Source organism: Blastococcus mobilis (assembly GCF_900188025.1).
GTDB lineage: Bacteria > Actinomycetota > Actinomycetes > Mycobacteriales > Geodermatophilaceae > Blastococcus_B > Blastococcus_B mobilis.
On the sequence record NZ_FZNO01000010.1, the window covers coordinates 133,324 to 157,040 of the forward strand.

Consider the following 23,717-nt stretch of genomic DNA (forward strand, 5'->3'; position numbering starts at 1 on the left):
TGCCACGGCCCCCTCTCCCCGAGCCCCCAGGGGGTGGGGAGGAGGGGTTCCTCAGGCCTGGGAGCCCACCACGTCGGCCGCCGTACCGAGGTCGTCGGGGTGCCCCTGGCCGCGGGTGGGAACCGCGCCGTCCGCCGGCGGCGCGTGCGTCCCGAAGTCGTGCTCCTCGAACGCCTCGGGCGGCGGGCACGAGCACACCAGGTTGCGATCGCCGTAGGCCTGGTCGATCCGCCGCACGGGACTCAGGTAATCGCGCCCCTGGAGCCCGCGCACCGGGTAGATCGCCGTGGTACGGGGATAGGGCCGGTCCCACTCCCCCGCGAGCATCGCCAGCGTGTGCGGCGCGTTGCGGAGCGGGTTGTCGGTGCGGTCGTACTCCCCCGTGGCGACCTTCTCGATCTCCTCCCGGATGGTCACCATCGCCTCGACGAAGCGGTCCAGCTCGGCCTTGTCCTCGCTCTCCGTCGGCTCGACCATGAGCGTCCCGGCGACCGGGAAGCTCATCGTGGGGGCGTGGAAGCCGAAGTCGATCAGCCGCTTGGCGATGTCGTCGTTGGTGACGCCCGTGGCCTTCGTGAGCGGCCGGATGTCGAGGATGCACTCGTGGGCGACCAGACCCCCGGCGCCGGTGTAGAGCACCGGGAAGTGGTCGCGCAGCCGCGCGGCCACGTAGTTCGCCGCCAGGATCGCGTGCTCGGTCGCCCTGAGCAGCCCGTCGGGGCCCATGAGGCGGATGTAGGCCCAGGAGATCGGCAGGATCCCGGCCGAACCCCACGGAGCGCCGGAGACGACGGGACCGTGCCCGCCGGTCTCGACCAGCGGGTGGCTCGGCAGGAACGGCACCAGGTGCTCCCGGACGCCGATCGGGCCGACCCCCGGGCCGCCGCCCCCGTGCGGGATGCAGAAGGTCTTGTGCAGGTTGAGATGGCTGACGTCGGAGCCGAAGCGGCCCGGCTTGGCCAGTCCCACCATCGCGTTGAGGTTGGCCCCGTCCACGTAGACCTGTCCGCCGGCGTCGTGCACCGCGCCGCAGATCTCCTGGATGTCCACCTCGAACACCCCGTGCGTCGACGGGTAGGTCAGCATGATCGCCGCGAGGCGCTCGGCGTGCTGGTCCACCTTGGCGCGCAGGTCGGCGAGGTCGACGTTGCCGGCCTCGTCGCAGGCCACCACGACCACCCGCATGCCGGCCATGACGGCGCTGGCGGCGTTGGTGCCGTGCGCCGAGCTGGGGATCAGGCAGACGTCGCGCTGCTCGTCGCCGCGGGACCGGTGGTAGCCGCGGATGGCCAGCAGGCCGGCGAACTCCCCCTGGGAGCCGGCGTTGGGCTGCACGCTCACCGCGGCGTAGCCGGTGACCTCGGCCAGTGCGTCGCACAGCTCGTCGATCAGCTGCCGGTAGCCGCGGGCCTGCTCGGCCGGGACGAACGGGTGCAGGTTCGCGAACTCCGGCCACGTGATGGCAGCCATCTCGGTCGCGGCGTTGAGCTTCATGGTGCAGGAGCCCAGCGGGATCATCGTGCGGTCGAGCGCGAGGTCCTTGTCCGACAGCGACCGCAGGTAGCGCAGCATCGCCGTCTCCGAGCGGTGCGCGGAGAAGACGGGGTGGGTCAGGTAGGGCGTCCGGCGGCGCAGCGCGGCCGGGAGCGCCTCGTCCGCGTCGTCGTCCAGGTTCGCCTCGTCGACGGCCACGCCGAAGGACTCCGCGACCTGCCGCAGGACCGCCACGGACGTGGTCTCGTCGCAGGCGACCGCCACCGTGTCGGCGTCGACCAGCCGGAGATTGATCCGTCGGGCGGCGGCCGCGGCCACGACGTCGGCCGCCCGGCCGGGTACCGACACCTCGACGGTGTCGAAGAAGTGCTGGTGGACCAGCTCCACACCGCCGGCGCGCAGCCAGCCGGCCAGCACGACGGCGCTGCGGTGCACACGGGCAGCGATGTCGGCCAGCCCCTCCGGCCCGTGGTAGACGGCGTAGGCGCCGGCCATGACGGCGAGGAGCACCTGAGCGGTGCAGATGTTGCTGGTCGCCTTCTCCCGGCGGATGTGCTGTTCCCGGGTCTGCAGCGCGAGCCGATAGGCCACGTCGCCGTCGGCGTCGACGGACACCCCGACCAGCCGGCCGGGCAGCTGACGGGCCAGGCCCTCGCGGACGGACAGATAACCGGCGTGCGGGCCGCCGTACCCCATGGGGACGCCGAAGCGCTGGCTCGTGCCGCAGGCGACGTCGGCGCCCCACTCCCCCGGCGCCTCCAGCAGGGTGAGCGCCAGCAGGTCCGCGGCCACCACCACCGCGGCGCCGGCCTCGTGCGCGGCGGCAGCCAGCGCACGGTGATCGCGGACCGCGCCACTGGCACCGGGGTAGGACAGCAGGACGCCGAAGGCACCGGCCTCGGGCAGATCGGTGGGCCAGCCCGCCGACAGGTCGCTGACGTGCAGCCGGATGCCGAGCGGCTCGGCGCGCGTCTGCAGCACGCCCAGGGTCTGCGGGAGCGTGTCGGCGTCGACGACGAAGACGGCGTCCGACTTCGCCCGGCCGGCGCGGCGGACCAGCGTCATCGCTTCGGCGGCCGCGGTCGCCTCGTCCAGCATGGAGGCGCCGGAGACGGGCAGCCCGGTGAGGTCGGCGACCATCGTCTGGAAGTTGATCAGCGCCTCGAGCCGACCCTGGCTGATCTCGGGCTGATAGGGCGTGTAGGCGGTGTACCAGGACGGGTTCTCCAGCACCATGCGCTGGATGACCGTGGGGGTGACCGTCCCGTAGTACCCCAACCCGATCATCGAGGTGTAGACGTCGTTGGCCTCCGCCCGCTCGCGCAGCAGCGCCAGCACGGCCGCCTCGTCCTCGGCGGCGGGGAGAGCCAGCGGCGTCCGGTCCCGGACGCCCTCGGGGACACAGGCGTCGACCAGGGACTCGAGCGTGGGATGTTCGACGGTCGCGAGCATCTCGGCGGTGTCGGCCGCACGCGGGCCGATGTGCCGAGCGGCGAAGGAACCGGACGGGTTCAGGGACGTCAGCGAGGGAAGCGACCCGGTCAGCGGCGGGAGGGTCTCCCCCGCCGGCTCTGCCGCAGTCTGAGCACGGTCGACCATTGCAGCGACGCTACCAGCGGGCATCCAACCGCGAGGCCATGACCCGGTGTCCCGACGAGCGGGGCCCGAGGGGTCCCCGGGGAGGCTCGACGACGCAGGGGACGGCACGTGGCCGCGGTGTCGCCCGGAGGGCGACCGGTCACACCGCGGCGCGACGCCTCCGGCGCATGGACAGCTCGTCGTCGGCGTGGTGCACGGGGCCGCCGTCGAGGCGCTCGGCGGGCAGCTCCGCCAGCTCACCGGAGAGCTCGCGCAGCGCCCCGGAGACCGCGATCCCGAAGACGCCCTGGCCACCGGCCAGCAGGTCGACGACCTCTTCGGCCGAGGTGCACTCGTAGACCGTGGCGCCGTCGGAGAACAGGGTCACGTTGGCGAGGTCCCTGATCCCCCGGGTGCGCAGATGGTCGACCGCCTTGCGGATGTTCTGCAGGGAGACCCCGGTGTCCAGCAGCCGCTTGACGACCTTCAGCACCAGGATGTCGCGGAAGGAGTACAGCCGCTGTGTTCCCGAGCCGGTGGCGCTGCGCACCGAGGGTGCGACGAGCCCTGTCCGTGCCCAGTAGTCCAGCTGGCGGTAGGTGATCCCTGCAGCGGCGCACGCCGTCGGGCCGCGGTAACCGACGAGGTCGGTGTCGACCTCGTCGTACGGTGGGGCCCCCACAGCGGCATCACTGAACAGCTGACCCTGGGAGCCGTCGCTCTGGTCGCTCACGTCCAGCGTCCTCCTCTGGTCCCGTGCCGCTCACGCGGTCCAGGTCGACGGCTTCGCATCTGATGGCCTCGTACTGATGAGCCCTGCATCGGTGGGCATTGCACCCACTGACCTCAGATGTCACACCGTTGTTGTTCGCCGACCGTAAGCCGGGCCAGGGACCCGGTCAACTGAGCGGGGCGGCGTGTCGCCGCACTCATCATTTCGAGTGGAGGCTGAGACCACCGCTGCCGATAACGACGGGATGGGCTCCCATCGGCCCCCTCCCGGCCAGCACACCGACCCTGCGAGGGGTGGGGAGGAGCGCTTCCTCCGTCAGGTCGATCCGCCGGACCCGGAGCCGGCGCCGAAGTCCTCGGGCGAGATCTGGTCGAGGAACTCGCGGAACTTCTCGACCTCGTCCTCCTGCTCGTCGGGGATCTCGATACCGACCTCGTCGAGCAGGTCGTCGGCGCCGTAGATCGGGGCGCCGGTGCGGACGGCGAGCGCCACGGCGTCCGACGGCCGGGCGCTGACCACCCGCTCGTCGCCGAACACCAGCTCGGCGATGTAGATGCCGTCGCGCATCTCGGTGATGTTGACCGCCTCCAGGGTGGCGCCCAGGGCGGTCACCACCTCCCGCAGCAGGTCGTGGGTCATGGGACGGGCCGGCCGGACGCCCTGCTGCTCGAAGGCGATCGCGGCGGCTTCGACCGCCCCGATCCAGATGGGCAGGTACCGCTCCCCCCGCGCCTCCTTGAGCAGCAGGATCGGCTGATTGCCGGGCAGCTCGACGCGGACACCGACGACTCGAAGCTCCTGCACGGTGCGACTCCTCGGCTGCGGCCCGGGGGTGCGGGCGGCTCGGTCTGGTCAGGCGGCGGTCGGACGCCGGGGACGGGTCGGGTGCGTCGGGCGGACCCGACCCACCCGGCTCATCCTGCCGCGTTCACGGTACGCCCGAGTCAGGGCCGCAGGAGTTCCCGCAGCCGTGCCTCCAGCAGCGCCGTGTGCAGCTGGGCCGAGAGCGTCGCGAGCTCGCGCAGCTTCTCGGTCGCCCGGGTGCGCGCCTCCTCGGAGCGGGCCCGCAGGACGGGTGCGACGAGCTGCTCCACGAGGCCGGCCTCGCGCTCCACACCGCTCCGGTAGACCCGGAGGTGGCGAGGCTCGATACCGTGCCGGGCCAGTCCCGCGGCCGCCCGCGCGACCGGCAGGTCGGCCGCCGGGTGCCGGCCGTCGGCGTCGGTGGTGAGCAGGCCGAACTGCACGCAGTCGGCCAGCTGCTGGGCCTCCAGGCCGGCCGCACGAGCGAACTGCTCCGGCGTCAGCGGGGGGACCCCGGCATCCGCGTCACCGTCGACGGCCGGCGGCGGCGGGACCGAGCCGGGTCCGCCGGTACCCGGCGGCAGGGGCTCGCCCCGGTCGAGCGCCTCGAGGTGCTCCTTGATGACCCGCAGCGGCAGGTACAGGTCACGCTGGGCGGCCAGGACGTAGCGCAGCCGGCTGACGTCGGCCCGGGAGAACTTCCGGTAGCCCGACGGCGTCCGCTGCGGGTGGACCAGGTCCTCCGACTCCAGATAACGGATCTTGCTGATCGTCACGTCGGGGAAGTCGTCGCGCAGAACCGCCAGCACCTCGCCGATCGTCAGCCGCGGCGTGCGCTGGTCGGTGGCGTCCCCGAGCGCACCATCGGGCTCGGGCACCGCCGTCACGTGCCTGTCCCGCCGGCGCCCGGGAAGCGGGCGCCGGGCCGTGCCCCGCGGGTGCGGGCGCCCGCCGGCACGCCCACTAGCGAGCGGCCGGCTCGCCGGTGCGGGGGCCGGTGAGATAGACGAGCCGGAACTTGCCGATCTGCACCTCGTCACCGCCGGCGAGGTTCGCGACGTCGACCGGCTCACGGTTGACGTAGGTGCCGTTGAGGCTGCCGACGTCGTGGACGGAGAAGCCGCCGCCCTCGCGGTGGAACTCCACGTGCCGCCGGCTCACGGTGACGTCGTCCAGGAAGATGTCGCTGTCGGGGTGGCGCCCGGCCGTGGTGACGTCCTGGTCGAGCAGGAAGCGACTCCCGGCGTTGGGCCCGCGCTTGACCACCAGCAGCGCCGAGCCGGCGGGGAGCGACTCGACGGCGCCCGCGTGGGCGTCGGCTGCCGACTCGGTGATCTCCGGGGACTCGCCCGAGTCCTCACCGCCGACCTTGGGGATGACGCTGGTGGACTCGCCGATCCGCTCCTGGGAGAGCGCCGATCCGCACTGCGCGCAGAAGCGACTGCCCTCGGGGTTCTCGTGGCCACATCGAGTGCAGTGCACGTCTGTCTCCTCCTGTACGAGGGGGCCCGCCGCGGCCTCAGAACGGGCCGCGAGCGGCCGGCGGACGACGGACCGGACGGCCCGTCGCGGGTCGGCCGCCGCGAGGCGGCGGACCGCTTGTCATGCAACCAGCCGGTCGGCCCGAGGGTCAACCGGACGTTCAGGGTGTGCCACCGAGGTGACCGGTGATCGACGCACCCTGATGCGATCATAGTGAGCACCGCGCGGCCGCAGCCGGACGGCAGGCCGTCACGACGCGTCGATCAGCGCCTGATAGGCGTCGGCGTCGAGCAGGGCCCCGATGGGGTCGCCGCCCTCCCCCGGCACGCTGATCTCGACCAGCCACCCGGCACCGTACGGATCGGCATTGATGGTCTCCGGCGCATCGGTGAGCGCCTCGTTCACCGCGGCCACGACGCCGGCGACGGGGGCGTAGACGTCGGACACCGACTTGGTCGACTCGACCTCGCCGATGGGGACCCCAGGGCCCACCTCGTCGCCCACGGCCGGCAACTGGACGAACACGATGTCGCCGAGGGCGTCCTGGGCGTGGTCGGTGATCCCGACCCGGACGACGGTCGACGTGCCGTCGGTGCCCTGCACCAGCGCCCACTCGTGCTGATCGGTGTAGCGGCGGTCGTCTGGCGTAGCCATGCGGCGGTCGTCTCCTGGGGTCGAGGGGCGGTGCGGGGGCTCAGCGGCAAGCGTCGCGGAGGATCAGTCGCCGGTGTCCGGCGAAGCGTATTGAGGCGTGTCGAGCGGCCGCAACGCGTCCACCGTGACCTGCTCGGACTGGGTGATCGTCACCGAGGCGCCGTGCCGCGTCAGATCCTGCACGACGCCTCCCGGGATGTTGAGGGCGGTCTCCATGTTCTGCGGCGACCCGATGACCACGAACTCGTAGGGCGAGGTGATCGGCCGGCCGTCGACCATGAGGCTTCCGGGCGTGCCGGTGACGGCGGTGGAGACGCCGACGCGGACCCCGTCGATCTCCATGGTCTCAGCACCGGCCCCGCGCAGTTCCTGGATCGCGTCCAGGATGTCGCTGACGCGGACCTCGTCGTCGGCGTCACGGATGGTCATCACCAGACCAGGCCCCTGCGCGGCGACCGTCCCGTTCAGGATGCCGATGGCCTCCGCCCGCGCTCGCGCCTCCTCCAGCGCCGCCGCCGACTGGCTGTCAGAGCTGTTGAGCTGCTGCAGGGCGGCGCGCTGGTCGGCGATCTGATCCCGCAGTCGGGCCTCGCGGGCGTTGAGCTCGTCGAGGATGCGGACCAGGTCCTCCTCGCGGGCACCCGCGTACTGCTGGTCGTCCCCGGCGGCGCGCACCTGCACCGCGAAGGCGAACCCGAGCAGCAGTGTGAGGACGCCGATCAGCGCCGCGGCGAGCGGGTCGCGGGTACGGCGGCCGGACGGCTTCCCGGCGCCCGGAGCCCCCTGCTCCTCCCCCGTGGCCGATCCGTCCTCCGTCCTCAGGTCGTCGGTCGCCGGCTCGTGCGCGGTCGCCGGCGCCTCGGGCGGCGCCCCGGATGCGTCCACGTCGGCCACCGGCTCGGTCGTGGCTGCGGCGGCGTCGTCCGTGTCGGCGTCCGGGATCTCGACCGCCGCCTCGACCTCCGCCGCCTCGAGCTCGGGGTCGGGGCCCGCACCGGGCCGCTGGTCGCCGCTCATGCCCGGAAGACGTGTCGGCGGATGGCTGCGGCGTTGCCGAAGATGCGGATCCCGAGCACGACCACGACCGCGGTGGACAGCTGCGCGCCCACGCCGAGCTGGTCGCCGAGGAAGACGATCAGGGCGGCCACGACCACGTTGGACACGAAGGAGATGACGAAGACCTTCGCGTCGAAGATGCCGTCCAGGCGCGCACGGAACCCTCCGAAGACGGCGTCCAGCGCGGCCACGACCGCGATCGGCAGGTAGGGCTGCAGACCCAACGGGACAGTGGGATCGAAGAAGAGGCCGAGCAGGACACCGGCCGCGAGTCCGAGGATCGGGATCACGGGGGTCAGCCTCCAGGCGTGGGGTCGGGTCGGGGGGCCTGCTGGTCGCGCCCCTCCGGTCGTGCGGAGCGGAGCTCGGAGATGCCGGCTGCGGGCAGGGTCAGCTCGTCCTCCCGGGCGAATTCGAAGCGCAGGCCGAACGATTCGGAGATCACCGCGAGGGCGCCGACCTCAGGGCTGGCGAGGAACTCCTTCGACAGCGTGTCCGGATCGCCGATGGCACTGACCTCGTAGGGGTTGGTGACCGGTCGGAAGTCGACGAGCACCGCCTCCCCGGCGAAGCGGATGGCGGTCGTGGGCCCCAGACGCTGGCCGTTGATGCTGACCGCCTCCGCGCCTGCCGCCCACAGGGCGTTGACGACCAGTTGCAGGTCGCCGTCACGCACCCGGCCTCGCGGATCCTCCTCGGCGGTGCCGCCACCGACGGGGTCGTCGTCGGCCTCGGCGTCGGCGTTGGCCAGGGTGACGAGCAGCCCCGGGCCGGTGACCGGCACGGCGGCGGCGGCGCGTTCGGCCCTCGCGAGCTCGTCGAGCGCCCGCTGCCCGACGGCACTGGCCGCCAGCAGTTCGTCGCGGGTGCGGGTGACCTCGCCGCGGAGGGTCTCCAGCTGGACCGCGAGCTCGTCGGTCACGTCCGAGTCGTGCCGGATGTCGTCGACGAGCGCGGCGCGCACCTGCTCCCGGCCCTGGGCGCTCGCGGCGGCCTGGTCGTAGGTCACCGCCAGAAGGAGTCCGGCGACGGCCATCGTCAGCGCGACCATCGTGCGGGCACGGAGACGCGACCGCGGTGCGGCCCCGGCGGCGGAACGGGCGGCGGCCGCCTGGGCGTACGCGGGGTCGAGGGTCTCGGCGAGGACGGCGTCCAGGAGCGATGCGCCCAGCGAGCGCTGCCCACCGCCCCGTGCGGTTGCGGTCACCGCGCCGTCCGGGGCACCACGGTCCGGCGTTCGGCACGCAGGATGCCGGCGACCTGCACCACGTAGAAGAGCCCGGCCAGCAGGTAGAGGGCGGTGCCCCAGATCGTGAACGCCCAGGCGAACGGCGTGATGACCGTGGCCAGCCAGCCGCTGCCGTCGGCCAGGAGCAGTCCGGGGAACGCGTACAGCAGCAGCAGCGTGGCGGCCTTGCCGAGGTAGTGCACCTGCAGCGGCGGGTACCCGTAGTGGCGAAGCACGAGCAGCATGACGCCGAGGACGACCTCGCGCCCGAGGAGCAGGGCAACCATCCAGACGGGGACGATGCCCCGCAGGGCGAGCGCCACGAGCGTGCTGACGATGTAGAGGCGATCGGCCGCGGGGTCGAGCAGCGCGCCCAATCTGCTGCTCTGGTCCAGCCAGCGGGCGAGCTTGCCGTCGAGCCAGTCGGTGAAGCCGGAGACCATGAGAACGGCGACCGCCCACCGGTCCGCCTCGGGCCCCAGCAGCAGCCACAGGAAGAGCGGCACGCCCAGCAGGCGGAGCACCGAGAGGGCGTTCGGCACGGTCCAGATACGGTCGGGCAGCGCCTCGCGGCCGGCGCCCGGACGTGCGCCGGCGAGCGGCAGGGCGCCGGCCTCGGGGACGGGCGCGGCCGCCGACGACCCGTTCGACGACGTCACGTTCCCTCCAGCCCGCTGCACACCGCCCCCGAGGCTAGTGTCCCGCGTCGTCGAGCCGGGACGCGACGCACCGGTGCGCACCGTCCCGGTGCCGGAACGTGCAGGCAGGGGCCCCGCGCGAGGCGCCCAGCCCCCTCAGGCCCCGCTCATGCCGGTACCGCGGTCGAAGCCGGGGCCGGCTCGTAGCCCAGGCGCCGTCGGGAGAAGCTGCCGGTGCCGTGGGTGACCGAGCGCAGCACGCCCGGATAGGTCAGCAGCTCCACCTCGGGCACCTCGGCGCGCACCGTCGTCCGGTCGCGGACCGGATCGGCCTCGCTGCCGGTGACCCGCGCCCGGCGGGCCGAGAGGTCGCTCATCACCGCGCCGACGTACTCCCCCGGGACGACGACCGCCACCTCGCACCAGGGCTCGAGCACCCGCGTTCCGGCGGCGGCGGCGAGCTCCCGCAGGGCGAGCGCGCCCGCGGCCTGGAACGCGGCGTCCGAGGAGTCGACGGAGTGTGCCTTGCCGTCGACGAGGGTGAGGTGGACGTCGACCAGCGGGCGGTCGCCGCTGGTGCCGCGTTCGGCCTGGGCGCGGATCCCCTTCTCCACGCTGCCGTGGAACTGGCTGGGCACGGTGCCCCCGACGATCCGCTGCTCGAAGACGATCCCCGAGCCGGGCGGTCCGGGCTCGGCCTCGATGACGACGACCGCGTACTGGCCGTGGCCCCCGGACTGCTTCACGTGGCGACCGGTGACCCGGGCGGGACCGGCCAGCGTCTCGACCATGGGCACACGGACCGGCACCGTGCTGACGGCGACGCCGTGGCGGGTGCGCAGCCGTTCCAGCAGGACCTCGGCGTGCGCCTCGCCGACGCACCACAGCAGCAGCTGGCCGGTGTCCTGCCGGCGATCCAGGCGCACCGTGGGGTCCTCGGCCACCAGGCGGGCCAGCGCCGTCGCGAGCCGGTCCTCGTCCGTGCGGGACGCGGCCTCCAGGGCGACGGGGAGCTGCGGGGTGGGCAGGTCCCAGGGCGAGATGAGGCGTGGGTCCTCCGGCGAGGAGAGGGTGTCGCCGGTCTCGGCGCTCGCCAGCCGGGCCACGGCACAGATGTCACCGGCCGGGCAGGCGGCCACCGGTCGCAGCGCGGTCCCCAGCGGCGAGGACAGGGCGCCGATGCGCTCGTCGACGTCGTGGTCGGGATGGCCACGTTCGCTCATCCCGTGACCGGACACGTGCACCGGGATGTCGGGACGCAGGGTCCCGGAGAAGACCCGGACCAGGCTCACCCGCCCCACGTAGGGGTCGGTGGTGGTCTTGACGACCTCCGCGACCAGCGGCCCCTCGGGATCACAGGTCAAGGACGGGGCCGGCGAGCCGTCGGGCCGGGTGACCGGCGGGCAGCCGTGCTCCATGGGGGACGGGAAGCCGGACACGATCAGCTCGAGCAGGTCGGGAATGCCCACCCCGCTCAGCGGGGCCGCGCAGAGCACCGGGTGGAAGTGCGCCCGGGCGACCGCGGTCTCGAGGTCGGCGATCAGGTCGGCCTGCACCAGCTGGTCGCCGGCCAGGTACCGCTCCATCAGCGCCTCGTCCTCGCTCTCGCCGATGATCCCCTCGATGAGCTCCGACCGGAGCCGGTCGGCCTCGGGGGCGTCGGCATCGGGCTCGAGCAGAGAGACCAGACCGCGGACCGAGCCGTCCGGACCGCGGTCGACCAGGTGTACCGGGTAGACGCCCTCCCCGAGGAGCAGCTGGCAGAGCCGGACGGCGTCGTCGACGTCGGCGCGTGCGCGGTCGAGCTGGGTGATGACGACGGCGCGGGGCATGCCGACCGCCGCGCACTCATCCCAGAGCTGCACCGTCGCGGCGTCGACACCGTTGACCGCCGACACGACGAAGAGGGCGGCGTCCGCGGCACGCAGTCCGGCCCGCAGCTCACCGACGAAGTCGGGCGACCCCGGGGTGTCGAGCAGGGTGATCCGGTGACCGGCGTGCTCGACGGTCGCCACCCCGAGGGACACCGAGCGCTGCTGGCGGATCTCCACCTCCTCGGTGTCGAGGCAGGTGGTGCCGTCCTCCACCCGCCCGGCCCGTGGCAGGGCGCCGGTCGCGACGAGGAGTGCCTCGGCGAGGGCGGTCTTCCCCGCCCCCGCGTGGCCGACCAGTGCCACGTTGCGCACGTTCGCGGCCGGTCGCGGTGCCGGCGCCGTCCCGGTGTCCCTGGCCATGGGGCTGGGCGCTCAGCCGTGCGCCGCTTCGGCCGGCATCACCGAGACGGTGCCCGCCGGATAGAAGAGCCCGGTGTGCCCGTCGGGCTCCCACCGCACCCGGTAGGGCGGTCCTCCCCCGGGCTCGGCGCACTCGATGACCTGCCCGATCCGGTCCGGCTCCCCCTGGTGGGTGGAGCGCACGATGATGCGGTCCCCGACATGGGCTTCCACGGCGGCCTCCTGGAGGTACGACTGTGGTCTTGTTCACAGCCTGCCCGCCGGACCCGGCACGGACAAGCCCCTCTCGGACCGTCAGCGGCCGAGGGTGCCCGCGCCTCCAGCGCCCGGGCACCGCGCCGGTGCGGCAGCCGGCCTCCGCCGATCAGGACCACCCCGGAGGCCAGGAAGGCGAGGTCCCAGCTCAGGGGTGCGCCGAGGTCGTCCGGGACGTGGTGGCCCCCCGGGATCTGGTGGTCGATCAGACCCTCGACGAGGTTGAGGAGACCCCGGCCGGCCGGCACGAGACCCAGGTGGAAGAAGCCGTCGGCGAGGGTGTCGACCTCCGGCCCGGCGACCGTGGCTGGGGGCGTCTCGGCGCTGACATGTGGTGCCGCTGCAGGATCTGGTGGAGCACGGGGCGAGGCGGAATCGGGACTCAGAAGGCGTGGGCCTCGTCGTAGCCGTAGTCCGCGCCCGGGTCGGAGGTCCTGCCCGGGTGGACGGTGGTGTACCGCTGATGCCCGGTGCCGTGCGGCTGCTCGCTGTGGTGCGGCCCCGGCGCGCGGTCGGCCCGCCCGCCCGCCATGTCCTCGCCCACCATGTCCTCGCGCGCCATGTCCCCGTGGGCGATGTCCTGGTGGGCGATGTCCTGGTGCGCCATGTCGTAGCCGTAGTCGGTGGCGGTGTCCCGCTCGCGCTCCGTCATGACCCGCTCCTCGCAGAGTGCCCTTCCCCGCGGCCGGGGAGGTGGTGTGCGCCGGTCGCTCCGATGCTCCTCGGACGCCCGGGGGGCCACAACCCGACCTCGGTGGGCGCTGTCCCCTGGAACAGGGCTGGCCAGCTCCCGCCTCCGGAGTCACGTCCGCGGCGGAGGATCCCGCACGACTGGGTGCCCTTGCCCGGACGCGGCCGAGCAGGGTTACCCGCTCCCCCGACGGCCGTCGAGAACGATCGCCGAACGAGCGCCACGTGCGTGGAGCCTGCTCGATGGCCTCGACCTCAGCCCCGGGGCGTGGCTCGCGGGTCGGAGAGGTCGGCTCCACCGTGTCGGCTGCCGATCCGGCCGGACCGCCGTCCGGCGATCCGGTCCGCTCGAGCCGGCACGAACTCCTCGCGGGATCGGCCGATGAGCTGTCAGCACTTCATCGGGTCCCGTGCGGCGCCCCGCTGCGCGGGGGGGCGCGGCGGGCCGGGGCAGCCGCCGCGCACAACAGGGGCCGGCCGCGACGCGACGTCCCGGCCGGCCCCTCCGCAGCTCCGGTCAGCGCGGAGTGTTCTCCCGCAGCCGCCGCACGAACGGCGCGCACACGATCGCGACGAGGCCGAGGCAGCCACCGAGGACGAAGGCGCCCCGGGTGCCCTCGACCAGCGCCTCCGCCGGGCCGCCCCCGGCACCGGCGGCGCCGATGGTGAGGGCGGCGACCAGCAGCGCGATGCCGGCCGCACCGGCCAGCTGCTGCAGGGTGTTCATGATCGCCGCACCGTGCGCGTAGCGGCTGCGCGGCAGCGACCCGAGCGACACCGTCATGAGCGGCGTCATCAACGTGGCCATGCCGACGCAGAACACCACGTGCATGGCGACGACGAGCCCGAGCGCGGTGTGCGCGCTCACGGTGCTGAGCCACCACTGACCGCCGCAGAGCAGCACCGCCCCCGGGATCACCAGCGGGCGCGGGCCCACCGAGTCGTAGAGCCGGCCGACGATCGGCGACAGCACACCCTGCACCAGCCCGCCGGGCAGCAGCAGGAGCCCGGTGGTCAGCACGCTCACGCCGAGTCCGGCCTGCAGGTAGATGGGCAGCACCACGACCGTGCCCAGCATGGTGGCCATGCAGATGACCACGATCGCCACGCACAAGCTGTAGTTCGTGACGGCGAACGGACGCAGGTCCAGCAGCGCGCTGTCGGTCCGCTGCAGGCGGAGCTGACGCCGGACGAACAGTGCCAGCGCCAGCACGCCGACCGCCAGGGCGACGAGCGGAGCCGCGGCGCCGTCGACGAGGGCGTCGATGGACGCCAGGCCGTACACGATCCCGCCGAACGCGAAGGCGGAGAGCACGACAGAGGGGACGTCGAACGGCGCCGTCCGGGTCTCGCTCGTCGTCCGGATGATCACGAGGCCGATCACGAGGACGACGGCGGCGATCGGCAGCATGAGGCCGAACAGCCAGCGCCATCCCAGCGAGTCGACCAGCACGCCGGAGACGGTCGGGCCGATCGCCGGCGCGACGGAGATCACCACGGAGTTCAGGCCCATCACCGTGCCGCGGTAGGCGACCGGGACCGAGGTGAGCGTGGTGGTCATCAGCAGCGGCAGGATCATCGCCGTGCCGCCGGCCTGGACGATGCGGCCGGCGAGGAGCATGGGGAACCCGGTCGCGACGGCGGCCAGCGCCGTGCCCGCGAGGAACAGCACCAGCGCGGCCGCGAACAGGGCCCGGGTGGTGAACCGCTGGATCAGGTAGCCGGTGGTGGGGATGACCACGGCCATCGTGAGCATGAAGCCGGTGGTCAGCCACTGCGCGGTGCCGGCGGTGACGGAGAAGTCCGCCATGAGCGGCGGCAGGGCCACGCTCAGCACGGTCTCGTTGAGGATCATGATCATCGCTGCGAGCACGAGCACGGCGATGACCGGCCCCACGCGTCCGGTGACCTTCTCCGGCTCCAGCGCCTCCGGCCACTGTTCGCCGGTGGGGTCGGGCCGGGTCTGGACGTCTGTCATGTGGGCGTGCTTCTCCTCGAGCCAGGAAGGGTGATCCGTTCGGACGACAAACGATGGCACACTGTGCCATGTTGTCAGCGCGTGCCGCTCATGTGATGTGCGCCCGGTTGACGGAGAGGACCTGCCATGGACGAGGCATCCAGCGGCCTCCGTGCGCGCCGGCGCAGGGACACCCACGACGAGATCCACCTGGCCGCCCTGGAGCTGTTCGAACAGCAGGGTGTCCGCGAGACGACGGTCCAGCAGATCGCCGAGCGGGCGGGGGTCTCGCCGCGCACGTTCTTCCGGTACTTCACCTCGAAGGAGCAGGCGGCCCTCCCCGGGCAGCGGCGGCTGCTGCAGGCGATCGACGCGCTGCAGGTCACGGGCACGGAGCCGGCCACGGTGCTGGGCGACGTGGAGGCCGCGACCGAGGCGGTCATCGGCCGGGACGAGGATCCCGAGCTCGAGGAGCACCGTCGCGTCGCTCTGCTGCTCGCCCGGGAGCCGGAGCTCCAGGCACTCGCCGCGTCGCAGGAGCAGGCGCTGACCGCCCGGCTCCGCACGCGCCTGGCCGGGCAGCTGCCGGGCAGCGACGCGGTGACGCTGCTGCTGATCGCCGAGGTGGCCGTCGCGGTGTGGCGCACGACCTGGGAGCGGTGGGGTGAGCTGGCCCTCGCCGGCCGGGCGGACGACCCGGTCGACGTCTACCGTCGCTGCCGCGAGCAGCTCCGGCACATCGTCGGCTGACGGCCTCGGGCCGGCCGGTGCGCGGTCGCGGCCGGCATCTGTGGGTCAGTCCGACGGCATCCGCAGCACCGCCTGCAGCGGCGGGCCGGGAAGCCGCCGCTCGGCGAGGTCGGCCAGCAACCGCGGCCCCTCCTCGAACGGGACGACGTCGGTCAGGAGGTGCGTGCGGATGTCCTTCCCCCGCCCCCGCAGCAGGTCGAGGGTGACTGCTGCCAGCGCTACCCGCGGCCAGGCGCCGGCCATGCCGCGGGGCACCCGGCCGATCTGCGCGCAGACCACGCTCAATCCGTTGTGGTGGAACTCCTCGCCGAGCCGCACCCGGTCTGCTCCGGCCTGGTAGAAGCCCAGGTCCACCACGACGCCCTGCGGGCGCAGCGCCTTGAGCCCGGTGGCCAGCGCCGCGTCGTGCCCTCGGCACTGCAGCGTCACGTCGGCACCGGCATCCCCGGGGGCGTGCCGCCACCGTTGCTTGACCGCGAGCCAGGTGTCGTCCGCGTCGGCCAGCGCGGGGAGGCCGAGCGCCTCGGCGACGCCCCGGCGTTGCGGCGACGGGTCGACGACGAGCACCTCCGCGGCGCCGTGCCGGACGGCGAGCAAGGCGCTGAGCAGGCCGATCACGCCGGCACCGGTCACGAGCACGACCCGGCCGCGGACGCCCTCGTCCACCCCGGCTGCCGGGCCGGCCAGCGCCGCGGCGGCGTGCAGCAGCCCGTTGACGCAGATCGGCCCCATCTGCGCCAGGTAGACACCCAGCAGCGGGTCGAGGTCATCCGGCACCGGGATCACCGGCATGGTCGCCGGGTCCGCGCACCGGCCGGTGCGGTGCCCGTAGGCCATCGCCACCAGAGCACCCTCGGCCAGCGCGTCGGTACGGCTCTCGGTGATCCGGCCGACCTCCATGTAGCCCAGCGCACGGATCGGATAGCCGGCCGTCGTGCCGGTGATGCCGAACGCCCGCAGGTCGGGATCCCAGCCCAGCTGGTGCTGCGGATCGGTGCCGCGGACCAGCGCCACCTCGGTACCTGCGCTGATCCCCGACCATTCGGTGCGCACCCACGCCTGCCCGGCACCGGGCTCCGGCTCGACGTCCTCGAGGATCGCGGGCCGTCCCGGCGCGGTGACCCCGATGGAGCGGATCGGTCGCACGGTCACCGCACCTCCTCGATCCGCGGATCCACCGGCTGCCCGTCCCGGGCGGACCGGTCGGCAGCGCAGGCCACGGCGTGGGTGCGCAGCGCCTCGGCGTACGGGACGCGGACTCGCGGCACCCGGCCGCGTACGACGTCGAGGAACTCGCGGTCCTCCGCGACGATCGGGTCGTCCCCCGACCGCAGGACCTCCTCCCCGTCCGCGGTGACCACCCGCAGCTCGTGGTCGGTGAGGCTCCGCTCGCCGATCTCCACGACCAGGCCCTCGGCGACGACGTGCAGCGCGACTCGGTGCCGCCAGCCGAGCACGCGGGCCGAGGAGATGCTGCCCACCGCGTCCGAGGCGAACCGCAGCAGTGCGCTGGCCGTGGCCGGGACGTCGCCCCACCCGTCCGGGGCGGCCCGCTCGACCGCCATGACGCTGACCGCCTCGCCGGCGAGCACACGGGCCAGGTCGAAGATGTGCGTGGTCTGCTCGATCACCTGGCTGCCGGAGTAGGCGCGCTGCGGCCACCACGCGGCTCCCGGCGTCTTGTCCAGCCAGTAGCCGGTGATCAGCTGCGCCGGTGCCCGCGCGAGCAGCTCCGCCGCTCGCTGCACGACCTGCAGGTGTCGCCAGTGGTAACCCACGGCCGTGGTCAGGCCGCTGGCGGCGACCTGGACGGCGACCTCCTGCGCGATCGGCAGATTCAGCGCGAGCGGCTTCTCCACGAAGAACGGCACCCCCCGGTCGACTGCGGCGGCCTCGAGCGCGCCGTGGGCGAACGGCGGCACACAGAGCCAGACGGCGTCGAGCTCCTCGGTGTCCAACAGCGCCAGCCCGTCGCCGTAGGCCCGCGCGCCGTACCGGCCGGCCGCCTGCGCCGCGCGCTCGGGCACGGTGTCGGCGACCGCCACGACATCGACGTCGTCGAAGCCGGCCAGGGCGCGCAGGTGCTGCCCGGCGATGAAGCCCGTCCCGACGCAACCGACGCGTAGCCGGGTCATGCCGCGACCTCCGCTCCGGCCAGCACCGACTCGTAGACCTCGGCGGTGTCGGCGGCCATGCGCGCCCTCGTGAACCGGGCCTCGTACCGGCGTCGACCCGCGGTTCCCTGCCGGCGGCGGAGCGCGGGATCGGCGAGCAGGCGGGCGACCGCGGCGCCGAGCGCCACCGGGTCACCCGGTCGGACGAGGGCCCCGGTGACGCCGTCCTCGACGACCTCCGCGCTGCCGATGACCCGGGTGGCCGCCACCGGCAGGCTCGCCTCCATCGCCTCCAGGGCGACCAGCGGCATGCCCTTGTGCCGCGACGGCAGCACGAACACGTCGGCCGCCGCCAGGAGCCGCCGCGCGTCGGGCCGGTGCCCCGGCAAGCAGACGTTGCCGAGGACGCCCAGCGCGGCCGCCTGCCTCACCAGGAGGTCCCGCAGCGGCCCGTCGCCGAGGAGGACGACAGCCAGCTCGGGAAACCTGGCGACGAGGCCGGCCACCGCGTCGATCAGGTGCCACTGCCCCTTCATGTGGGTCAGCCGGCCGACGGTGAGGACGACGGGTCGGTCCGGCCCCAGGCCGAGGGCCCGCCGGGCCCCCTCCCGGCTCCTGCGCCGGGCCAGCGGGGCCACGCCGTTGGGGACGGTGACGAACCGCTCCGGGGGGACGCCGATCCGTTGGTACGTCCGCCGCACGCCGTCGGACACCGCGATGAGCCGGTCCACCTCTTCGATGGCGCGGTGGTAGGCCCGCCGCTTGCGGGGATGCGACACCAGGTACGGAAGGTGCTGGGTCTGGACCACGGCGGGACATCCCGCGGCGCGGGCCAGCCGGACGCCGTCCCAGTTCTCGCAGCCGGTGCCGACGTGGCAGTGGAAGACATCGGCCGGATGGTCACGGAGGAAGTCGATGATCGACCCGCCGAACGCGGGGTCGCGCGGCGACGGCAGCGACACGGTCCGCGCCCCCGACTCGGCGGCCCGGTCCAGCAGCCACCTCGCCCGGTGGGTCGGCCGGGCCATGAGCGAGACGTCCGCTGTGCCCACGAACTCCGCGACCAGATCCAGCATGTGCACGCCCATGCCGGACGGATCGACCGATGGGGTGTAGAGGCGGATGGAACGACGCAGGGACACCCGCACCTCCTCTAGCTGCAGACACGTGCCGCAGCAGGTCCCTATGAAGCCCGACCGGCGTGGCTGGGGCAACCGCGAGCGATGGGCGGACCGGGCCGCCCCCGTCGGTGAACGTCCTGCTCCGGGTCCCGCCGGCCGTGGCGTGTGCAGTCGAGCCCGTGCGCGGTGGTCGGATTCGGCGAAAGGTGAGGGCATGACTTCCCTGCAGCCCGCCGGGCTCGACCGGGTGCGCGAGCGCATCGCCGTGACCTCCGCGGAAGAGGTGATCACAGACAGCCTCGAGCGGGCCCGGGAGATCACCGAGCTCGGCGCCTTCATCGCCCTCGCCGACCGGGCGGAGTGCGGGACGGGACCGCTGGCCGGGATCCCGCTCGCGGTCAAGGACAACCTCGACACCCGCGACTTCCCGACCACCGGCGGCACCGCGGCGCTGGAGAACTCCAGGCCTGGCCGGGACCACCTCGCCGTCGGGCGGCTGCGCGCCGCCGGGGCCGCGATCGTCGGCAAGACGAACATGCACGAGCTGGCGCTCGGGATCACCAGCAACAACGCCGCCTTCGGCCCGGTTCGCAACCCGCACGACCCCAGCCGTTCACCCGGCGGCTCCTCGGGCGGATCGGCGGTGGCGGTCGCCACCGGCGTCGTCCCCGTCGCCCTCGGCACCGACACCGGCGGGTCGATGCGGGTGCCGGCCGCACACTGCGGCGTGGTCGGCTGGCGGCCGACGGTCGGCCGCTGGGGCACCGACCGCACCGTGCCGATCTCGCGCACCCGCGACACCGCGGGGGTCCTTGCCACCACCGTGGCCGACGTCGCCCTCGTCGACGAGCTGGTGACCGGCGACCCCGCCGGGGACCCGCCGGCCCGCCGGCTGCGGCTGGGCGTCCCCCGTCGCGGCTACTTCGAGGACCTGCACCCGGAGGTCGCCGCCTGCGCCGAGCGGTCACTCGACCGGCTCGCCGACGCGGGGGCGGAGCTGGTCGAGGTGGACGTGGCCGGTGCGCACGAGCTCGACGCCGACTGCGGCTTCCCCATCGTCTTCTTCGAGATCGCAGACGACCTGCCGGCCTACCTCGCCACCCTCCCCGGCCCGGAGCGGCAGCTCACCTTCGCCGACGTCCTGGCCCGGGTCGCCTCCCCCGACGTCCGCGCCGCGATGGAGGCCGCCGCCGGCGGCGTGTGCACCGCGGAGGGCTATCGGCAGGCCATGGAGACCCGGGACCGGCTGATCGCCGCCTACCGCGCGGCGCTGCGCCCGAAGGACGCCGACCCGCTCGACGCGCTGGTCTACCCCACCGTGCCGCTGCCGGCCCCGCCCGTCGGCGACGACGACACCACCGAGCTCAACGGGCGGCAGGTACCCGTCTTCCTCACCACGATCCGCAACACCGGTCCCGGCTCGACCGCCGGGATGCCGGCGATCTCGCTACCCGCCGGCACGACGCGAACCGGCCTGCCGATCGGGATCTCGTTGGAGGCTCTGCCCGGGGACGACGCCGCCCTGCTCGCCGTCGCCGCTCAGGTCGAGGCCGCCCTGCGACCGTAGGGATAGCCGTGGCGAGAACGCCGATCTCGCCATCCAGGCAATCGAAGCAGGTGCGGTGGCTTCGCCTCAGCAGACGGCTCGGCACCGTCGTCCCTGGTGACGGACTGCGTCCCCTCACCCCTGCGGCGGCACCGGCGGCGCCGGGGTCACCACTGCGGCCCGCCGCCGCGCCAGCCGGACCGGCACGAGTACTCCCCCGGCCACCAGCACGGCGACCGCCGCCCACGGCAGGAGGATGCCGAGGACGACGACGGCCGCGCCCAGGGCCGAGACCAGGGCCCGCCATCCGGTGCCGAGCCCGTCGAGGAAGCCGTCCGGCCGAGCACCAGCACCAGGACGCCGGTGAGGAGGAAGGCGCCCACCACCTGGGGCCAGGACAGCTGCGTGAGCGCCGACCCCACGAGGACCGTGCCCAGGATCGTCCAGGATCACCGCGACCGGACCGGTGGCGGCGAAGACGAGCCCGATCAGGCCGTTCGTCGCGTAGCGGATCCCGGCGTCCCGGAGCACCCGGCGCGGTCGGGGCACCGGCGGGCGGGCCGCTCGAAAAGATGCACGTCCGCCGCAGCGCTCCCCTCGTCCGGGCGCGCCTCGACCGGATGGCGAGCCGTCACCGCTGCCCCTGGGTGCGGACGAAACGCGCGGCCAGCTCGGAGCGCGAGCGGACGTCGAGCTTCGCGTAGATCCGGGTCAGGTGGAACTGGACGGTCTTGACCGACAGCAGCATCGATGCGGCCACCTCCTTGTTGGTCAGACCGGTCGCGACGAGCGTGGCGACGGTCCGTTCCTGCTCGGTGAGCTTCTCGGTGCCGGGCTCGGTCGCCCGGGAGGCGGGCCGCCCGGTCTTCAGCTCCCGGTCGCAGCGCTCCACGTAGACCTGGGCACCCAGCGCCGCGAACGACTGGCGCGCCATGGTGAGCAGCGCCGCGGCGTCCCGTCGCCGGCCCACCCGGCGCAGGGTGATGCCGTGGGCGAAGTCCACCCGGGCCCGCTCGTACGGCATCGGCAGCGCAGCCAGCTGGGCTCGCGCCCCGTCGAACGCCTCCGCCGCGCCGAGGAGGTCACCACGGGCGGCGAGCAGCCGGCCACGGACGTAGCCGAGCCGGGCCGCCGCGGACCGGTGTCCCCGCCGGCGCACCGTCGCCTCGTGCGGGGCGAGGAAGGCCTCGGCCTCGGACAGCCGGCCGGTGACCACGAGCGCGTTGGCGTAGACGTCGTGCCACGGCCAGAACCCGGGCTCGTCGAGCCCGCCGCGCGGTGTCCGGAGAGCGAGGGGCGTCAGGTGGCGGACGACCGCGGGGTAGTCCGATGCCGCCTCGGCCACGGAGGCCCGGGCGAACAGCGCGGGCACCGTCATGACGGTGTAGTCCTGCTCACCGGCCCCGCCCAACCGCAGGTGGCGTTCCGCGGCCTCGTGCTCCCCCCGGAGTGCACGCACCTGCGCGCCGGTCCAGTGGACGAGGGGACGCAGCAGGTCCAACCCGGTGGTGCCGAGCAGCACCTCGGCCTGGTTGACGGCGTCCAGCGCCCCGGGCCAGTCGCCCAGGACGAACCGGGTCCGGGCCAGCCACACCAGGGCCCACAGAGAGATCCGGTTCGATCCGGTCTGCCGGACGGTGGGGACGGCGAACTCGAGCTCGCGGCGGGCGACCTCGGGTTCGTCCTGGGCGAGGGACAGCCAGCCCAGCCCCATGCGGGCGCGCTGGTGCTGTGGCCCGGACGGGCTCTCGGCCACCGCCTGCCGGTAGGCGGTGAACGCCGCGTCGACCGAGCCCCGGGCGGCATGCCCCAGGCCGACGATGGCACGGGACTCGACCGCGGCCGGGGAGCCGGGCTCGGCGTACTCACCCGCCCGGCCGGCCCACCGGACCAGCTCGTCGCCGTCCCAGTCGGCCAGCGCGTGCAGGACGTGGCGCTGGCAGACCACGGCCGCGGCGTCGCGGTCGGTCCCCCGGGAACGCCAGGCCGTGTCCAGGTAGGAGACCGCCTCGGCCCGCCGGCCGCGCTGCACCGCGACGTAGGCCAGCACCGCGTCCCGCCGCGGACCGAGCGGGAGCGCCTCCACGTCGGGGAGTGCGTCGACGGCCCGGCCGATCAGGCCGGCTCCGGCAAGTGCGTCCACCGCCTGGATGAGCCGGAGCTCGCGTTCGGCCCGCGAGGGACTGATCCGGCTGGCGTCGATGAGCGCTCCGGCGACATGTGCCCATGCGCCCTCGTCGGCCTTGCGCCGTGCCAGCTCCACCAGTTCGCCGGCGAGGCCGGCGTCGGGCAGCGGCGCTGCCTCGACCCGGTGGCGCAGCCGCTCCAGGTCGTCGGTGACCACGTCGGCCGCTCGGGCGTGGAGCCGGTGACGGGCGCCGGGGCTCAGGATGGCGTGGACGCCGCCGCGGACGAAGCGTTCCGGGAAGGCCAGCGCGTCCAGGCCGTAGCCCGTGGCCGGCGCGAGGAGTCCGGCGGCACAGGCCTCGTCGAGGGCGCTGATCGGCTGCGGGAGGCCCGCCAGTGACGCGGCGTCCGCCAGTCTCGGCGTGTCCCCCAGCACGGCCGCGCTCTCGACGAGCGCCCGAGCTTCCGGCGAGCAGCTGTCCAGCGCTTGCCGGACGCGGTGCTGGACCCGGCTCGGGACGGGGAGCTCGGTGTGCCAGTCCGACCAGCGGACCGGTGGGGTCTCCCGCAGGAGTTCCAGGAGATCCCGCGGAATGCCGGCGGTGTGGTCGCAGAGCCGCCGGGCGACCGGTGAGGGCAGGTCGGTGGCCGCCACCCGGGCGGCGAGGAGCCGGGTCTCCTCCAGCCCCAGTGGCCGTACCGGCACCCGGACGGCCGGGATGCGGTCGAGCAGGTCGACGACCTCGGGGTCGCCCGTGGCCGGCCATCCGGTGGCCCGCACGAGGACCAGCAGGATGGGCGCGCCGTCCAGCCGGGCGACCGCGGAGCCGATCGCCTGGAGCGAGACCGTGTCCGCCCGGTCGGCGTCGTCGACGGCGACCAGCAGTCCCCCTCCGCCCTCCGCCGCCGACGCCACCCACCGCTGGGCCAGCGCGGTGCCGAGGTCGGTCGGGTCCTCGGCAACGGCGGTGTCCGGGATCCCCGCGGGGCCGGCGTCGAGCAGCCGCCGGGCGAGCCCCCCCGACCGGCCGCTCTCCCAGGGCAGGGCACCGGCTGCCGACACCGGAAGCTCCTCGTGCCGACGCAGGAACCGTCGCAGCAGGGTCGTCCTGCCGCTGCCGGAACGCCCTTCGACGACGGCGACCAACGGCCCACCCACCTGCGCCTCACCCAGCAGCCTCTCGAGCTGCTCGGACTCAACGGTCAGGCCCACGACGTGGACGTCGTCCTCCCCCGGGTTCACGCCGCCACCGTAG

Annotated in this window: 21 protein-coding genes and 1 pseudogene; 2 read left to right on the forward strand and 20 right to left on the reverse strand. The window is 74.1% G+C overall.

Going from position 1 to position 23,717, the window contains the following annotated elements:
* Nucleotides 1-51: 51 nt before the first annotated feature.
* The 15 genes and pseudogenes from gcvP to CHB94_RS11175 form a co-directional block, all read right to left on the reverse strand.
* Complete coding sequence (gcvP, locus tag CHB94_RS11105) at nt 52-3,093, reverse strand: aminomethyl-transferring glycine dehydrogenase (protein WP_089336626.1); 3,042 nt, start codon at nt 3,091-3,093, stop codon at nt 52-54.
* A 139-nt stretch (nt 3,094-3,232) separates the two neighbouring features.
* Nucleotides 3,233-3,805 carry a MerR family transcriptional regulator gene (locus CHB94_RS11110; protein WP_089336627.1) on the reverse strand — a complete coding sequence of 191 codons (573 nt, stop codon included), beginning with the start codon at nt 3,803-3,805 and terminating at the stop codon, nt 3,233-3,235.
* Nucleotides 3,806-4,120: 315 nt separating this feature from the next.
* Entirely contained in the window at nt 4,121-4,609 is a 489-nt protein-coding gene (locus tag CHB94_RS11115) for a bifunctional nuclease family protein (RefSeq protein ID WP_089336628.1), read from the reverse strand.
* Between the two features lie 140 nt (nt 4,610-4,749).
* Nucleotides 4,750-5,487 carry a transcriptional regulator FtsR gene (gene ftsR / locus CHB94_RS11120; RefSeq protein WP_254920575.1) on the reverse strand — a complete coding sequence of 246 codons (738 nt, stop codon included), beginning with the start codon at nt 5,485-5,487 and terminating at the stop codon, nt 4,750-4,752.
* An 85-nt stretch (nt 5,488-5,572) separates the two neighbouring features.
* Nucleotides 5,573-6,091, reverse strand: coding sequence for an oxoglutarate dehydrogenase inhibitor Odhl (gene odhI, locus CHB94_RS11125; protein WP_089336630.1), 519 nt, complete (start codon nt 6,089-6,091; stop codon nt 5,573-5,575).
* Nucleotides 6,092-6,340: 249 nt separating this feature from the next.
* Nucleotides 6,341-6,745: a glycine cleavage system protein GcvH gene (gene gcvH / locus CHB94_RS11130; protein WP_089336631.1), complete on the reverse strand. Its 405-nt coding sequence runs from the start codon at nt 6,743-6,745 to the stop codon at nt 6,341-6,343.
* A 63-nt stretch (nt 6,746-6,808) separates the two neighbouring features.
* Nucleotides 6,809-7,762 carry a DUF881 domain-containing protein gene (locus tag CHB94_RS11135; RefSeq protein WP_089336632.1) on the reverse strand — a complete coding sequence of 318 codons (954 nt, stop codon included), beginning with the start codon at nt 7,760-7,762 and terminating at the stop codon, nt 6,809-6,811.
* Nucleotides 7,759-8,091 carry a small basic family protein gene (locus CHB94_RS11140; RefSeq protein WP_089336633.1) on the reverse strand — a complete coding sequence of 111 codons (333 nt, stop codon included), beginning with the start codon at nt 8,089-8,091 and terminating at the stop codon, nt 7,759-7,761. The genes CHB94_RS11135 and CHB94_RS11140 overlap by 4 nt, the downstream gene beginning before the upstream one ends.
* Nucleotides 8,092-8,096: 5 nt before the next feature.
* Entirely contained in the window at nt 8,097-9,008 is a 912-nt protein-coding gene (locus CHB94_RS11145) for a DUF881 domain-containing protein (protein ID WP_089336634.1), read from the reverse strand.
* Entirely contained in the window at nt 9,005-9,688 is a 684-nt protein-coding gene (gene clsA, locus CHB94_RS11150) for a cardiolipin synthase ClsA (protein WP_254920576.1), read from the reverse strand. The genes CHB94_RS11145 and clsA overlap by 4 nt, the downstream gene beginning before the upstream one ends.
* Before the next feature lie 146 nt (nt 9,689-9,834).
* Nucleotides 9,835-11,901 (reverse strand): elongation factor G-like protein EF-G2, encoded by a 2,067-nt coding sequence (locus CHB94_RS11155; RefSeq protein ID WP_089336635.1) that lies wholly within the window; start codon nt 11,899-11,901, stop codon nt 9,835-9,837.
* A gap of 12 nt (nt 11,902-11,913) precedes the next feature.
* Nucleotides 11,914-12,114: a DUF1918 domain-containing protein gene (locus tag CHB94_RS11160; protein WP_089336636.1), complete on the reverse strand. Its 201-nt coding sequence runs from the start codon at nt 12,112-12,114 to the stop codon at nt 11,914-11,916.
* Nucleotides 12,115-12,260: 146 nt separating this feature from the next.
* A pseudogene (locus CHB94_RS26715) lies at nt 12,261-12,404 on the reverse strand (DUF2243 domain-containing protein); the annotation flags it as partial.
* Nucleotides 12,405-12,538: 134 nt separating this feature from the next.
* On the reverse strand, nt 12,539-12,808 hold the full coding sequence (locus CHB94_RS26135; protein WP_089336637.1) for a hypothetical protein: 270 nt from the start codon (nt 12,806-12,808) through the stop codon (nt 12,539-12,541).
* A gap of 555 nt (nt 12,809-13,363) precedes the next feature.
* On the reverse strand, nt 13,364-14,824 hold the full coding sequence (locus CHB94_RS11175; RefSeq protein WP_089336638.1) for a DHA2 family efflux MFS transporter permease subunit: 1,461 nt from the start codon (nt 14,822-14,824) through the stop codon (nt 13,364-13,366).
* A 126-nt stretch (nt 14,825-14,950) separates the two neighbouring features.
* Between CHB94_RS11175 and CHB94_RS25120 the strand changes: the two genes are divergently transcribed.
* Entirely contained in the window at nt 14,951-15,553 is a 603-nt protein-coding gene (locus tag CHB94_RS25120; protein WP_176445508.1) for a TetR family transcriptional regulator, read from the forward strand.
* Nucleotides 15,554-15,598: 45 nt separating this feature from the next.
* Here the strand turns inward: CHB94_RS25120 and CHB94_RS11185 are convergent, their stop codons facing one another.
* From CHB94_RS11185 to CHB94_RS11195, 3 genes are read right to left on the reverse strand one after another with little or no spacing between them, the layout of a single operon-like run.
* A complete protein-coding gene (locus tag CHB94_RS11185) occupies nt 15,599-16,705 on the reverse strand; it encodes a zinc-dependent alcohol dehydrogenase (RefSeq protein ID WP_089336639.1) in 1,107 nt (368 codons plus the stop codon).
* The gene (locus CHB94_RS11190) at nt 16,702-17,688 is read right to left on the reverse strand and encodes a Gfo/Idh/MocA family protein (RefSeq protein WP_089336640.1); all 987 of its coding nucleotides are present in this window, start codon (nt 17,686-17,688) and stop codon (nt 16,702-16,704) included. The genes CHB94_RS11185 and CHB94_RS11190 overlap by 4 nt, the downstream gene beginning before the upstream one ends.
* Complete coding sequence (locus CHB94_RS11195) at nt 17,685-18,809, reverse strand: glycosyltransferase family 4 protein (protein WP_176445509.1); 1,125 nt, start codon at nt 18,807-18,809, stop codon at nt 17,685-17,687. The genes CHB94_RS11190 and CHB94_RS11195 overlap by 4 nt, the downstream gene beginning before the upstream one ends.
* Nucleotides 18,810-19,002: 193 nt before the next feature.
* Here CHB94_RS11195 and CHB94_RS11200 point away from each other — a divergent pair, with 193 nt between their 5' ends.
* A complete protein-coding gene (locus CHB94_RS11200) occupies nt 19,003-20,355 on the forward strand; it encodes an amidase family protein (RefSeq protein WP_089336642.1) in 1,353 nt (450 codons plus the stop codon).
* 114 nt (nt 20,356-20,469) lie between these two features.
* Here the strand turns inward: CHB94_RS11200 and CHB94_RS11205 are convergent, their stop codons facing one another.
* The gene (locus CHB94_RS11205) at nt 20,470-20,883 is read right to left on the reverse strand and encodes a DUF4349 domain-containing protein (RefSeq protein WP_089336643.1); all 414 of its coding nucleotides are present in this window, start codon (nt 20,881-20,883) and stop codon (nt 20,470-20,472) included.
* Nucleotides 20,884-20,965: 82 nt separating this feature from the next.
* The gene (locus tag CHB94_RS11210) at nt 20,966-23,704 is read right to left on the reverse strand and encodes a helix-turn-helix transcriptional regulator (protein WP_089336644.1); all 2,739 of its coding nucleotides are present in this window, start codon (nt 23,702-23,704) and stop codon (nt 20,966-20,968) included.
* Nucleotides 23,705-23,717 lie beyond the last annotated feature (13 nt).

What these genes read in the sequence shown, in the direction of transcription:
- gcvP (WP_089336626.1), bottom strand. Translation starts at nt 3,093, where the DNA reads ATGGTCGACCGTGCTCAGACTGCGGCAGAGCCGGCGGGGGAGACCCTC.
- gcvH (WP_089336631.1), bottom strand. Translation starts at nt 6,745, where the DNA reads ATGGCTACGCCAGACGACCGCCGCTACACCGATCAGCACGAGTGGGCG.
- CHB94_RS11135 (WP_089336632.1), bottom strand. Translation starts at nt 7,762, where the DNA reads ATGAGCGGCGACCAGCGGCCCGGTGCGGGCCCCGACCCCGAGCTCGAG.
- CHB94_RS11155 (WP_089336635.1), bottom strand. Translation starts at nt 11,901, where the DNA reads ATGGCCAGGGACACCGGGACGGCGCCGGCACCGCGACCGGCCGCGAAC.
- CHB94_RS26135 (WP_089336637.1), bottom strand. Translation starts at nt 12,808, where the DNA reads ATGACGGAGCGCGAGCGGGACACCGCCACCGACTACGGCTACGACATG.
- CHB94_RS11175 (WP_089336638.1), bottom strand. Translation starts at nt 14,824, where the DNA reads ATGACAGACGTCCAGACCCGGCCCGACCCCACCGGCGAACAGTGGCCG.
- CHB94_RS25120 (WP_176445508.1), top strand. Translation starts at nt 14,951, where the DNA reads ATGGACGAGGCATCCAGCGGCCTCCGTGCGCGCCGGCGCAGGGACACC.
- CHB94_RS11190 (WP_089336640.1), bottom strand. Translation starts at nt 17,688, where the DNA reads ATGACCCGGCTACGCGTCGGTTGCGTCGGGACGGGCTTCATCGCCGGG.
- CHB94_RS11200 (WP_089336642.1), top strand. Translation starts at nt 19,003, where the DNA reads ATGACTTCCCTGCAGCCCGCCGGGCTCGACCGGGTGCGCGAGCGCATC.